General features: G+C 69.2%; 8 protein-coding genes. 4 read left to right on the top strand and 4 right to left on the bottom strand.

Features of this window, described 5'->3' with window-relative positions:
- Positions 1-11: 11 nt before the first annotated feature.
- Positions 12-1,352, bottom strand: a complete 1,341-nt coding sequence (locus CP981_RS24150) for an NsdA family TPR-like regulatory protein (RefSeq protein WP_150522365.1) — start codon at positions 1,350-1,352, stop codon at positions 12-14.
- Positions 1,353-1,548: 196 nt separating this feature from the next.
- On the opposite strand from CP981_RS24150, the gene CP981_RS24145 reads away from it, so the two are divergent.
- The 4 genes from CP981_RS24145 to CP981_RS24130 all read left to right on the top strand — a co-directional run bounded on the left by CP981_RS24145 (position 1,549) and on the right by CP981_RS24130 (position 3,538).
- On the top strand, positions 1,549-1,863 hold the full coding sequence (locus CP981_RS24145; protein ID WP_167536145.1) for a hypothetical protein: 315 nt from the start codon (positions 1,549-1,551) through the stop codon (positions 1,861-1,863).
- Between the two features lie 86 nt (positions 1,864-1,949).
- Entirely contained in the window at positions 1,950-2,180 is a 231-nt protein-coding gene (locus tag CP981_RS24140) for a hypothetical protein (RefSeq protein ID WP_085928687.1), read from the top strand.
- Complete coding sequence (locus tag CP981_RS24135) at positions 2,155-2,667, top strand: DUF6879 family protein (RefSeq protein ID WP_085928688.1); 513 nt, start codon at positions 2,155-2,157, stop codon at positions 2,665-2,667. The genes CP981_RS24140 and CP981_RS24135 overlap by 26 nt, the downstream gene beginning before the upstream one ends.
- 25 nt (positions 2,668-2,692) lie before the next feature.
- The gene (locus CP981_RS24130; RefSeq protein WP_085928689.1) at positions 2,693-3,538 is read left to right on the top strand and encodes a helix-turn-helix domain-containing protein; all 846 of its coding nucleotides are present in this window, start codon (positions 2,693-2,695) and stop codon (positions 3,536-3,538) included.
- Between the two features lie 568 nt (positions 3,539-4,106).
- Here CP981_RS24130 and CP981_RS24120 read toward each other — a convergent pair.
- The 3 genes from CP981_RS24120 to CP981_RS38785 all read right to left on the bottom strand — a co-directional run bounded on the left by CP981_RS24120 (position 4,107) and on the right by CP981_RS38785 (position 13,279).
- Positions 4,107-5,297, bottom strand: a complete 1,191-nt coding sequence (locus CP981_RS24120) for a glutathionylspermidine synthase family protein (protein WP_085928691.1) — start codon at positions 5,295-5,297, stop codon at positions 4,107-4,109.
- Between the two features lie 16 nt (positions 5,298-5,313).
- Positions 5,314-5,715 carry a hypothetical protein gene (locus CP981_RS24115; protein ID WP_085928692.1) on the bottom strand — a complete coding sequence of 134 codons (402 nt, stop codon included), beginning with the start codon at positions 5,713-5,715 and terminating at the stop codon, positions 5,314-5,316.
- Positions 5,716-5,911: 196 nt separating this feature from the next.
- Positions 5,912-13,279: an Ig-like domain-containing protein gene (locus CP981_RS38785; RefSeq protein WP_167536144.1), complete on the bottom strand. Its 7,368-nt coding sequence runs from the start codon at positions 13,277-13,279 to the stop codon at positions 5,912-5,914.
- Positions 13,280-13,658 lie beyond the last annotated feature (379 nt).

Raw genomic sequence — 13,658 nt, 5'->3', positions numbered from 1 at the left:
GAAGACACCCCCTAGGCGGAGAGCGCGGCCGGGGTGACGAGCCGGGCGCGTTCGTGGAGTTCCCGGGCGGCGGGGTTCTTTAGGTGGGGGCGGATGAGCTTGAACATTGTTCGCATGCGCTGATCTGCACGCCCCGACTGCACCAGAGGGTAATCATCCAGGGCGAGATGCCATGTCGCGCATGCTGCTTCGAGGTGGCCGATTTCCAGTCGCCGCTCAGCCAAGGTGGCGCGGTGGCGTACGCGAGCGCGACGGTAGACGCTGAAGCGCACCTTGTCCGAGTCCTGCATAGCCTTGATGGAGCCGGGAATATCGCCGAGTTCGTACCGGACCTGGCTGGTGTGGTAATTCAGGGCTGCCGGATCATACGAGCCGAACGCTTTCCCCCTGGACTCAGCCCTCTCCATGGCCACTTCGGCCTCTCGCAGATACATCAGCGCATTGCTGTGGTCGCCGATTTGCGCGGAGGTATGCGCCTGCTGCCCGGCAAGGAAAGCTCGCATTCGCGGACCAGCTTGCGGAGACGCGGCAGCGGCAGCGTCAGCGAGCCGCATGGCCTGCCTGCCGTGCCGTAGGTCAACAGCCTGCACACTCATCCCCCGAAGCGTTGTGCAGTACGTCAAGTGATCCTCTGCCGCTCCGGCAAGTTCCAACGCCTTGAGATAGTACTGCTGCGCAAGGCCGTGAACGCCTTCATCCACTGCCATGTACCCGGTGAGATAGCACAAATCGGCAGCAGCCGACATCATAGCTTTGCGTACCGACTCGGAGGCGTCAGCCCGTAGATATGGGGCTACCGTGTTCACCAAGAAGGCCGCCGCCATCGGACGGGCGTGACGCCCGCCGAATTGGTCATCCAGTTCTGACACTCGTTCGGTCATGGCAATAACCATGTCAACCTCTGGCATGCCAATACGCCGGGGCTGTCCGCTTTGAACGGCTTCCATCCGTCCCACCACATCCGGCCAATTGGGCACGGTCAGCGCAACGGAAAAGAGCCCTATACCGAGAACGCTACGACGCGAGGGGTCCATATCTCCCCTACCGAGATCGATCAGCCCTTCCACCGTGCCCGGAGTGGCACCGGAGCTCTTGACCGGTGCGGGGAATCCGGCCTCGGCATGCGTGACCGGACGTCCCAGCTTCCGCGCCAGGGCCTCCACGATCAGCGGTCTGGCCTGCTCCTTCGGCAGGTGCCCCTGACACCACTGATGGGCCGACGGCTCGCGGTACTTGAGCGGGGTTCCCCGCTCGGTGCCGATGCGGTTCACGGCCTGGACGAACTGCCGCAGCGTCCAGCCGGTCTGCCGGTAAAGCCGTTCAAGGTGCCGGTTCGGTTCCCGAGTGCCCATCAGCCCTCAACTCCCCGCTGTGCACGAGCGCTTAAAACTTTTAAAAGCCGCTTCCTCTGCCACCGTACCGCTGGGTGTAGCCGAGCGGTTGCCTAGAGCGAGGAAGGCCCTCCTGGCTACGGACAAGCAAGAGGACCCCCGCGACCGTGGTGGACGGCCCGGGGGCGTGGCCCTCAACTACAAGGGAGTTGACGACATGCCCGACGTTACAGCGAAGGTCTTCGTCCGGCTGCTGCCGTGGACCAGCCCGGACGGAAAACCGTGCTTCCTGGCGGGCGACGGGACCGGATATGTCTCCCGCATGGCCGACCGGATCGAGGAGGAGCAGCTCGGCTCAGCCGACGACCTCATCGACGAAGCCCGCCAACTGCTTGCTGCACGCGCGTGGACGCCCGGCGAACTGCACCTGCTGGCCGTGGAATTAACCGCCACCCTCGCCGATGTCCGCCGGGTGGCCAGGAGCCGGGGCGGGCGCCTGGCCGCGCTCGGGCAGGCATCGGCCCCTACGTAGAAGTTCGTGCAAGTCGCTGGCGCGCCGCGGCGGCTCAAGTACAAGCTCGGACATGTTGATCGTCACCCGAGGCGACGGAGGACACCATGGCTTTGCACCGCCTGGGCAAGGACCCCGAGAGTCCGAACAACGGCTCCCCGACTGTGTACCTGGACGATGAGAGCGGAAACTACGTCCTGCAAGGTTGGCGGGTCACGGACCCCGAGCGCCTGGCACAGCTGGACGTTCCCAGCCATGAGACCGTGATCGAGTTCCCGAAGCGCATGATGCAGTTCTTCCCGGAGGTGAGCGGTGGCGACGGCGGAGCCGACATTTGAGGAGCTGTTCCGGTCGGCCCGGCACAGCGCGTGGCACTTCGAGGCCAGGGACGCCTACGCGCTGGACGAGGCGTACCAGGAGTGGATCGCCGGTGACCACTTCGACCCCGCCAAGCGATGGCCGTGGTGGATCGACCTTGTCTCGGCTTCGGTGGCCCGCGGCGTGGACGTGCGCCGAGCACGTGTCGTCTCGGAACCCGTATCCGCCTACATCCGCTACGAGCACGCGCTCACCGGTGGACACAACGTCAAGGCCGGAGAGTCGGTGCGCTGGCTCCCCCGTCGGCAAGCCTCTTCCTTGCTGTTGCCGGGCAACGACTGCTGGGTCTTCGACCGTTCGTCGGTGCTGTTCAACCACTTCAACGGTGACGGGGAGATGACCGGTGAAGAGCTGGTGACCGACCCCGGGGTGGTCCACGCCTGCGTATCGGCGTTTGAATCGATCTGGGAACGGGCGACTCCCCACGAGGAGTACCGGCCGGTCTGACCGTACGTACTCGGAGCACTCGAACGTGACGTCGTCGTCCAGCGTCCGGCAGGCCCGAGAGGCCCTTGGCAAGCGCCTGCGTGAGATGCGCAAGGATTCGGGTCTGACAGCACGGGAGTTGGCTGCCCGGGCCGGCTGGCATGAAAGCAAGTGCAGCCGCATCGAGAACGGCCGCACCGGGCCTTCTGACGATGACCTACGGGTGTGGGCGCTGCACTGTGGAGCGGCGGGGCAGACGGCCGACTTGATCGCCACCGCACGCAATATCGATGGTGCGTATGTCGAGTGGCGGCGCTTGGAGCGCTCCGGACTCCGCCGTGCACAGGAGTCGGTTCTTCCGCTGTGGGAACGCACGCGGCACTTCCGCGCCTACTCGTCGTGGCTGATCCCGGGGCCCTTCCAGACGCGCGCATACATTGAGGCACTCCTCAGGGCGATTCGTGACCGGCGGGCACTTCCTGACGACCTGGAAGAAGCTGTCCAGGTCCGCGTGGACAAGCAGCGCATCCTGCACGAAGGTCCGCGCCGCTTCGCCGTGATCTTGGAGGAGAGCGCACTTCGCCACCAGATCGGCGGCCCTGCGACGATGGCAGGTCAGCTCGGGCACCTGCTGTCTCTGGCTGCGCTGCCCCACGTCAGCCTCGGGGTGATCCCGCTGCACGCGGACCGGACCGCGCTGTGGCCGGTGGAGGACTTCTGGATCTTCGATGATGCCCAGGTCAACGTTGAGCTGGTGGCCGCCTTTCTCACCATCACGCAGCCGCACGAGATCAGCATGTACGCCCATACCTTCGCGGGCCTGGCCGAATTGGCTGTTTACGGGGCTCCGGCACGGACTCTGATCACAGCAGCGATCGATTCCCTCGGATGAGCGCGCGCAAGTTCACGCAAGTTCGTTGAGGCCGACTCTTCAGCATTCCTAGTTTGTCGCCATACGGAAATACGTCGGAGGGGATGGCGGAAAGGCGATGAGCAGTCGGCGATAGCCGGTATCAAGACTCCCGCCCCGGCTGCGGAATACCCGGACAGGTCGAGCGGCCGGGGCGGGTGAGCGCCGCAGGGAATCCCTTGCGGGCCTACGGGCCATGCGTCGACGGTACGGCGGCATGGCCCCTCATGGAAGAGGAGGTTGGTAGATGAGCGTCGCAGCCGTTGAGACGTACAAGACGCGCACGCCCGACGCCGAAGGGTGGCCCGGAGTCCCTTTCCGGCACCCGGCCGACATGGCGGCGGACGACGGTAGGCACGACGGCGGGCCCATGCCCCCGGAAGCCCCCCGTGACCCGCAGCCCAGTGGTGGGGACAGCGACAACAAGTAGTCGCGAAAGCTGAAGAAGGCTCGCCTGCTTACGGGCCGGTCGCGCAGGCCCCGTCCGGTGCGCCGGGCGGGGCCTGCTGCTGTATCCCGCCGAGGTGCCCGAGCGGACGCCCCGGCGGATTCAGCGGATCACATGCGGCAGGAACCGCGCATACTCATCCGTGACCGGCCCCGCCGATTCGCGGATGCCGAGGCCGGCCGACTCGTCCTCGACGACCCAGGCGCCGAGGACGACGCGGTTGCCGTCGAAGTCCGGGAGCGGGGCCAGCTCCTGGTAGCAGCAGGGGTCGTCGGGGTCGCGCAGGACCGGGTCGGCGCCGGGCTCGTGGAGGGTGACGCCGGCGCCCTCGCGGCCGAGCAGTGGCTTGGCGACGTAGCCGCGGGTATGGGCCAGTTCGCGGGGGCCGTCGAGGTAGGCGGGCAGCAGGTTCGGGTGGCCGGGGTAGAGCTCCCACAGGATCGCCAGCAGCGCCTTGTTGGAGAGCAGCATTTTCCAGGCGGGTTCGATCCAGAGGGTGGAGCCGGTGCCGCCGCCGTTGTCGAGGGTGTCCAGGACGTGCGGGCCGAAGTCGTCGGTGGCCAGCCATTCCCACGGGTAGAGCTTGAAGCAGGCCCGCATGAAGCGCAGCCGCTGGTCGACGAAGCGGCCGGACAGCTGGTCCCAGCCGATGTCCTCCATGGAGATCGTGACGGTCTCCAGGCCCGCCTGCTGGGCCGTCTCCTCCAGGTAGGCGACGGTCATCAGGTCCTCGCCGAGCTCGTCGCCCGCGGAGTGCGCGAAGTGCAGCGGTGCGCCGGGCGGCAGCAGCGGGGCCTGCCGCTTCCAGGCCGCCACCAGCCGCTCGTGCAGCGAGTTCCACTGGTCGGCGCCGGGAAAGCGCTCCTCCATCCAGAACCACTGCGGGCTGGCGGCCTCGACCAGCGAGGTCGGGGTGTCGGCGTTGTACTCCAGCATCTTGGCCGGGCCGCTGCCGTCGTAGTGCAGGTCGAACCGCCCGTAGAGGGAGGGGAGTTCGTCGCGGCGGCGCCAGGACTCCGCGATGAGTTCGGCCAGTCGCGGGTCCTCGATGCCGAGGTCGGCGAAGCGGTCCCGGTCGACGATGTGCGCGGCCGCGGCCAGGCACATGCCGTGCAGCTCCTCGACGACCTCTTCCAGGGCCTCGACCTCGGGGAGGGTGAAGGAGTAGTACGCGCTCTCGTCCCAGTAGGGGCGCAGCGAATCGTCCGGGTAGCGGGTCAGCGGGTAGATCAGGCCCTGCGCCTCGACGGTCTGCTGCCAGCCGGGGCGGGGCTCGATGGTGTGGCGTTCCATGCCGTGCCGGGTCCGCTCAGCCGCCGAAGGAGCCGTGCCGGCCGCCGCCGCTGCTGTGCGAGCCCGAGCAGCCGAAGCCGCCGCGGTTGACGGCCGTGCTCTTGCTGAACGTGCCGCTGTCGGCGTACGAGCCGCCCTTGTTGCTCGGGTCGTAGTACCACTGGCCGTCGACCCGCTGCTTGCCGCGGCCGCTGCTGCCGCCACTGCCGGTCCCGCTGCTCCCGGAGGACGAACTGCCGCTCGCCGAGCAATTCTTGGAGTCGACGACGCGGTAGCCCTTGAGCGTGTCGTAGCTGTTGCGGTCGACGCAGCGCTTGTCGGGCTCGGAGCCGCAGGACGTCAGGGCGGCGGCGAGCGCGCCCATGCCTCCCAGGATCACCGTGCTGGACCGCAGCCGCCGGCGTGCCTTCTCTGCCATGTCGTGCCTTCCCCCGTTGGACATCTGTTTGAGCGGGGCCAGCGTAGACGGCACCCAGGGGCCCGCCGCAAACGAGGTGCCGTCCGGCGCCGGTACAAACGGGCCGGGCGCCGACAGACCGGGAGCAGACAGGCGTCGGGCCGCCCTCGTGAGGACGGCCCGACGGTGTTGCGCAGGTCAGGAGAAGGGAAAGGGATCAGGTGACCGTGTGGGTGTCGGTGTCACTGGAGCCGGTGAAGTTGGTGTCACCTCCGTAGACCGCGGTGATGACGTAGTCGCCGGGGGTGGCCAGCGGGGTGCTGACGGCGGCGACACCGTTACCGTCGAGCGTCCCGGTGAGGGTCACGGTGGTCACCCCGTCGGTGACGGTGAAGGTGACGGTGCCGGTCGGGGTGCCGCTGCCCGGAGGCACCGCCGTCACGGACGCGACGATGTTGACCGTGTCGCCGGCCCCGGACGGGTCCGGGAACGAGGTGACCGTGGTGGCCGTGGCCGCCTGGTTCACCGTCTGGGTGTCGGTGCCCACGGAACCGGTGAAGTCGGCGTCCCCGCTGTAGGTCGCGGTGACGTTGTGGGAGCCGGCGTCGAGGGTGCTGGTGGTGACGGTCGCCACGCCCCCGGCGACGGTGCCGGTCAGGGTTCCGCCCCCGCCGCCGTCGATGACGAAGACCACCGTGCCGGTCACCGTCCCGGAGCCGGGTCCGACCGGGGCGACCGTGGCCGTGAAGGTCACCGGCTCCCCGACCACCGAGGGGTCGGGCGCGGAGGCGACCGTCGTGGTCGTGGACGCCTGGCCCACGACCTGGGTGTCACTGTCACTGGACCCGGTGAAGTTGGCGTCCCCACTGTAGGTCGCGGTGACCGGGAAGGAACCAGCCCCCAGCGCACTGGTCGTCGCGGATGCCGTCCCCCCGGACAGAGTGGCGGTCAGCGTCGGCCCGCCGGTGACAACGAAGGTCACCGTGCCGGTCGGGGTGCCCGCTCCCGGCGCGACCGGCGCGACGACGGCCGTGAAGGTCACCGGCTCCCCTGCCACGGACGGGTTCGGAGCCAGTGTCAGTGCGGTGGTCGTCGACGCCTGGCCGACGATCTGGGTGTCGGTGCCAACGGAACCGGTGAAGTTCGCGTCACCGCTGTACGTCGCCGTCACCGAGTAAGTACCCGCGGTGACCAACCCGTTGGTGCTGACGCTGGTGGTGCCGCCGCTGAGGGTGCCGGTGAGGGTCACCGTGGTCACCCCGTCCGTGGCGATGAACGTGACGATGCCGGTGGGCGTGCCCGTGCCCGGGGCCACCGGCGCGACCGTCGCCGTGAAGGTCACCGTCTCCCCCACCACGGAGGGGTCCGGCGCCGAAGTGACCGCCGTGGTCGTCGAGGCCTGAACCACCGTGTGCGTGTCCGCGCCGACCGAACCGGTGAAGTCGCCGTCACCGCTGTAGGTCGCCGTCACGGAGTAACTGCCCGCGGTGACCAGCCCGTTGGTGCTGACGCTGGTCGTACCCCCGCTCAGGGTGCCGGTGAGGGTCACCGTGGTCACCCCGTCGGTCGCCACGAATGTGACCGTGCCCGTGGGCGTACCCGTACCCGGCGCACCCGGCGCGACGGTCGCCGTGAAGGTCACCGTCTCCCCCACGACCGACGGGTCGGGGGACGGGGTGACCGCCGTGGTCGTCGACGCCTGACCCACCGTGTGCGTGTCCGCGCCGACCGAACCGGTGAAGTCGCCGTCACCGCTGTAGGTCGCCGTCACGGAGTAACTGCCCGCGGTGACCAGCCCGTTGGTGCTGACGCTGGTCGTACCCCCGCTCAGGGTGCCGGTGAGCGTCACCGTGGTCACCCCGTCGGTCGCCACGAATGTGACCGTGCCCGTGGGCGTACCCGCACCGGGCGCGACCGGCGCGACGGTCGCCGTGAAGGTCACCGTCTCCCCCACCACGGAGGGGTCCGGCGCCGAAGTGACCGCCGTGGTCGTCGACGCCTGACCCACCGTCTGGGTGTCCGTACCCACCGACGAGGCGAAGTTCGGGTCACCGCTGTACGTCGCCGTCACCGTGTAAGCACCCGCGGTCACCAGCCCGTTGGTACTCACGCTGGTCGTACCACCACTGAGCGAACCGGTCAGCGCCACCGTGGTGACACCGTCGGTCGCCACGAATGTGACCGTGCCCGTGGGCGTACCCGTACCCGGGGCCACCGGCGCGACGGTCGCCGTGAACGTCACCGTCTCCCCCACGACGGAGGGGTCCGGCGCCGAAGTGACTGCCGTGGTCGTCGACGCCTGACCCACCGTCTGGGTGTCCGTACCCACCGAGCCCACGAAGCTTCCGTCGCCGCTGTAGGTCGCGGTCACGGCGTAGACGCCCGCGGTCACCAACCCACTGGTGGTCACGCTGGTCGTACCGCCACTGAGAGTGCCGGTCAACGTCACCGTCGTCACACCGTCGGTCGCCACGAACGTGACCGTGCCGGTCGGGGTACCCGCACCCGGCGCCACCGGCGCGACAGTGGCAGTGAAGGTCACCGGCTGGCCCACAACGGACGGGTCCGGCGACGAGGAGACCGCGGTCGTCGTCAGCGCAAGGGTCACCGTCTGGGTGTCCGTACCCACCGAGCCGACGAAGCTTCCGTCGCCGCTGTAGGTCGCGGTCACGGCGTAGACGCCCGCGGTCACCAACCCACTGGTGGTCACGCTGGTCGTACCGCCACTGAGAGTGCCGGTCAACGTCACCGTCGTCACACCGTCGGTCGCCACGAACGTGACCGTGCCGGTCGGGGTACCCGCACCCGGCGCCACCGGCGCGACAGTGGCAGTGAAGGTCACCGGCTGGCCCACAACGGACGGGTCCGGCGACGAGGAGACCGCGGTCGTCGTCAGCGCAAGGGTCACCGTCTGGGTGTCCGTACCCACCGAGCCCACGAAGCTTCCGTCGCCGCTGTAGGTCGCGGTCACGGCGTAGACGCCCGCGGTCACCAACCCACTGGTGGTCACGCTGGTCGTACCGCCACTGAGAGTGCCGGTCAACGTCACCGTCGTCACACCGTCGGTCGCCACGAACGTGACCGTGCCGGTCGGGGTACCCGCACCCGGCGCCACCGGCGCGACAGTGGCAGTGAAGGTCACCGGCTGGCCCACAACGGACGGGTCCGGCGACGAGGAGACCGCGGTCGTCGTCAGCGCAAGGGTCACCGTCTGGGTGTCTGTGCCGCTGGACCCGGTGAAGTTGGCGTCACCGCTGTAGGTCGCCGTGACGGTGTGGGTGCCGACGCTCAGCGCGTTCGTCGAGACGCTTGCCGTCCCGCCGGACAGCGTGCCGGTCAGGGTCGGACCGCCGGTGATGACGAAGGTGACGGTCCCGGTCGGGGTGCCCGCGCCGGGCGCCACCGGCGCCACGGTCGCCGTGAAGGTCACCGTCTCACCGAACACCGACGGATCGGGGGCCGAGGTGACCGTGGTGGTCGTCGACGCCTGGCCCACGGTCTGGGTGTCCGTACCGGTCGAGCCGGCGAAGTTGGCGTCACCGCTGTAGGTCGCGGTCACGGCGTAGACGCCTGCGGTCACCAGCCCGCTGGTGGTCACGCTGGTGGTACCGCCACTGAGAGTGCCGGTCAGGATCACCGTGGTCACGCCGTCCGTCGCCACGAAGGTGACCGTGCCGGTCGGGGTACCCGCACCTGGCGCGACCGGCGCGACAGTGGCAGTGAAGGTCACCGGCTCACCCACCACGGACGGGTCGGGGGACGAGGTGACCGTAGTCGTGGTCGCTGACGGGTTGACGGTCTGAGTGTCCGTACCCACCGAGGAGGTGAAGTTGGCGTCACCGCTGTAGGTCGCCGTGACGGTGTGGGTGCCGACGCTCAGCGCGTTCGTCGAGACGCTCGCCGTCCCACCGGACAGCGTGCCGGTCAAGGTCGGACCACCGGTGATGACGAAGGTGACCGTCCCGGTCGGCGTCCCCGCACCCGGCACCACCGGCGCCACGGTCGCCGTGAACGTCACCGTCTCACCGAACACCGACGGATCGGGGGCCGAGATGACGGTCGTGGTCGTCGACGCCTGGCCCACCGTCTGGGTGTCCGTACCGACCGACCCGACGAAACTGCCGTCACCGCTGTAGGTCGCGGTCACGGCGTACACGCCCGCGGTCACCAACCCGCTGGTGGTCACGCTGGTCGTACCGCCACTGAGAGTGCCGGTCAGCGTCACTGTCGTCACGCCGTCCGTCGCCACGAACGTGACCGTGCCGGTCGGGGTACCCGCACCTGGCGCGACCGGCGCGACAGTGGCCGTGAAGGTCACCGGCTCACCCACCACAGACGGGTCCGGCGACGAGGAGACCGCGGTCGTCGTCAGCGCAAGGGTCACTGTCTGGGTGTCCGTGCCGACCGACGAGGTGAAGTTGGCGTCGCCGCTGTAGGTCGCGGTGACCGTGTGCGTGCCAACGCTCAGCGCGCTGGTGGTAACGCTCGCGGTCCCTCCGGAGAGAGTGCCGGTCAGGGTCGGACCGCCGCTGATGACGAAAGTGACCGTCCCGGTCGGCGTCCCCGCGCCGGGCGCCACCGGCGCCACAGTCGCCGTGAAGGTCACCGGCTGCCCGAACACCGACGGATCGGGGGCCGAGGTGACCGTCGTGGTCGTCGACGCCTGACCCACCGTCTGGGTGTCCGTACCCACCGAGCCGGTGAAGCTGGCGTCACCGTTATAGGTCGCCGTCACGGTGTAGACGCCCGCGGTGACCAACCCGCTGGTGGTCACGCTGGTCGTACCGCCGCTGAGGGTGCCGGTCAGCGTCACTGTCGTCACGCCGTCCGTCGCCACGAACGTGACCGTTCCCGACGGGGTACCCGCACCCGGCGCGACCGGCACGACAGTGGCCGTGAAGGTCACCGGCTCGCCCACAACGGACGGGTCGGGGGACGAGGTGACCGTCGTGGTCGTCGACGCCTGGTTCACCGTCTGGGTGTCCGTACCCACCGACGAGGTGAAGTTGGCGTCCCCGCTGTAGGTCGCGGTGACCGTGTGCGTGCCGGCGCCCAGCGCGCTGGTCGTGACACTCGCGGTCCCTCCGGAGAGGGTGCCGGTCAAGGTCGGACCGCCGCTGATGACGAAGGTGACCGTGCCGGTCGGGGTGCCCGCGCCGGGCGCCACCGGCGCGACGGTCGCTGTGAAGGTCACCGGCTGCCCGAACACCGACGGGTCCGGGGACGAGGTGACCGTCGTGGTCGTCGACGCCTGATTCACCGTCTGGGTGTCCGTACCCACCGACGGCGTGAAGTTGGCGTCGCCGCTGTAGGTCGCGGAGACCGTGTGCGTGCCGGCGCCCAGCGCGCTGGTCGTGACACTCGCGGTCCCTCCGGAGAGGGTGCCGGTCAAGGTCGGACCGCCGCTGATGACGAAGGTGACCGTGCCGGTCGGGGTGCCCGCGCCGGGCGCCACCGGCGCGACGGTGGCCGTGAAGGTCACCGACTGTCCCACCACGGACGGGTCCGGCGACGAGATGACCGTGGTGGTCGTCAGCGCCGGGAGCACGGTCTGGGTGTCGGTGTCACTGGAGCCGGTGTGGTTCGCATCGCCGCCGTAGGTCGCGGTGACGGTGTAAGTGCCCGTGGTCACCAGCCCGTTGGTGCTGACGGTCGCGACGCCGGCGCCGTCGAGGGTGCCGCTGAGGGACACCGTGGTGACCCCGTTCGTGATGACGAAGCTGACGGTCCCGGTCGGGACGCCGCCACCGGGGAACACCGGCCCCACAAAGGCGGTGAAGTTGACCGTCTGGCCCACCACGGAGGGGTCGGGGAACGAGGTGACCGTAGTGGTGGTCGCCGCCTGGTTGACGGTCTGGGTGTCCGTACCGACCGAGGAGGTGAAGTTGGCGTCGCCGCTGTAGGTCGCGGTGACGGTGTGCGTACCGACGCTCAATGCGCTGGTCGTGACGCTCGCCGTGCCCCCGGAGAGGGTGCCGGTCAGCGTCGGGCCACCACTGATGGCGAAAGTGACCGTGCCGGTCGGGGTGCCCGAACCGGGCGGCACCGGGGCGACCGTGGCCGTGAAGGTCACCGTCTGCCCGGACACCGACGGGTCCGGCGACGACGTGACCGTAGTGGTCGTCGCCGCCTGGTTGACGGTCTGGGTGTCCGTACCGGCCGACGAGGTGAAGTTGGCGTCGCCGCTGTAGGTCGCGGTGACCGTATGCGTACCGGCGGAAAGGGCACTCGTGCTGACGCTCGCCGTGCCCCCGGAGAGCGTGCCGGTCAGCGTCGGACCACCACTGATGACGAAAGTGACCGTGCCGGTCGGGGTGCCCGAACCGGGCGGCACCGGGGCGACCGTGGCCGTGAAGGTCACCGTCTGCCCGACCACCGACGGGTCCGGCGACGACGTGACCGTGGTGGTCGTCGAGGTCTGGCCCACCGTGTGGGCGTCCGTGCCCACAGAGGAGTTGAAGTTGGCATCACCGCTATAGGCCGCGATGACCGTATGCGTACCGGCGGAAAGGGCACTGGTACTGACGCTCGCCGTGCCCCCGGAGAGGGTGCCGGTCAGCGTCGGGCCGCCAATGACGACGAAAGTGACCGTGCCGGTCGGGGTGCCCGCGCCCGGCGCCACCGGGGCGACCGTGGCCGTGAAGGTCACCGGCTGGCCGACCGCCGACGGATCCGGCGCCGAGGTGACCGTGGTGGTCGTCGACGCCTTGTTGACCGTCTGGGTGTCCGTACCGCTCGACGGCGCAAAGCTGCCGCTGCCGCTGTAGGTCGCGGTAACGGTGTGGGAGCCCACACCGAGGCTGCTGGTGGTCACGCTCGCCGTGCCGCCGACCAGCGGGGCGGTCAGCGTGCCGCCCCCGGTACCGCTGATGACGAAGGTGACCGTCCCGGTCGGGATGCCCGAACCGGGCGGGACGGGTGCGACGGTGGCCGTGAAGGTCACCGGCTGCCCGAAGACCGACGGGTCGGGAAACGAGGTGACCGTAGTGGTCGTCGGCGTCAGGACCTGCTGCACCGTCTGCGTATCGGTCCCGGACGACGCGTTGAATTGTGCATTGCCGCCGTATGTCGCGGTGATGAGATGGGTGCCCGGGCTGAGACTGCTGGTGGTGACGGTCGCCGTGCCACCGACCAGCGGGGCGGTCAGCGTGCCGCCTCCGCCGCCGGCGATGACGAAGGTGACCGTGCCGGTCGGGGTGCCCGCACCGGGCGCGACCGGCGCGACGGTGGCGGTGATGGTGACCGGCTGTCCGAAGTTCGAGGGGTCCGGCGACGAGGTCACCACGGTGGACGTCGACGCCTTGTTGATCGTCACGGACCCGAAGCCGCTGGACGGCGAGAATTGGGGGCTGCCGTTGTAGTTCGCGGTGAAGGTATGGAAACCGATGGGGATGCTGGTCGTGGTGACGGTCGCGGTGCCACCGACGAGGGGGGCGGTCAGAGTGGGTCCGCCGGCGACGACAAAGGTCACGGTGCCGGTGGGTGTCCCCAGGCCCAGTGGAATGACGGTGGCGGTCAGCGTCACCGGCTGTCCGAAGACAGCCGGGTTCGGCGCCGCGGACGCCAAAGTGAAGGTGGGTGCCATGTGATGGCCCTCCGGTTGCTGGATGTGGGCGGGCCGTTCAGCTCCCCGCGGAGCTTGTGGTTCTGCGGGAAGTGGGCATCAACCTGGAGAGCAGGCTCGGTAATGATGGCGACGGTGATTCGCACCTGCATACCTACGCCATCCGCCAGGTGGGCAACCCGCCGGTCGTTAGCATCAGTAGGCGCGTCGATCATGCCGCCACGCCATAGGGGTCACACCCAATTACCCTGAATGGCGCAGCGCGTAGTGGCGCCCGGGACGCAGCGGGGCGCGCGCCATCGGGCGTATATGTGACACGGGTCGGGACTGGTGACACACGGTCAGTACGGGACGTCGCCGGGAGCGGTGACGGCACCACCCTCAACCGCCGTTGCGCAAC

The sequence above is a fragment of the Streptomyces platensis genome, from assembly GCF_008704855.1.
GTDB lineage: Bacteria > Actinomycetota > Actinomycetes > Streptomycetales > Streptomycetaceae > Streptomyces > Streptomyces platensis.
This window is presented reverse-complemented; position numbering and strand designations above follow the sequence as displayed.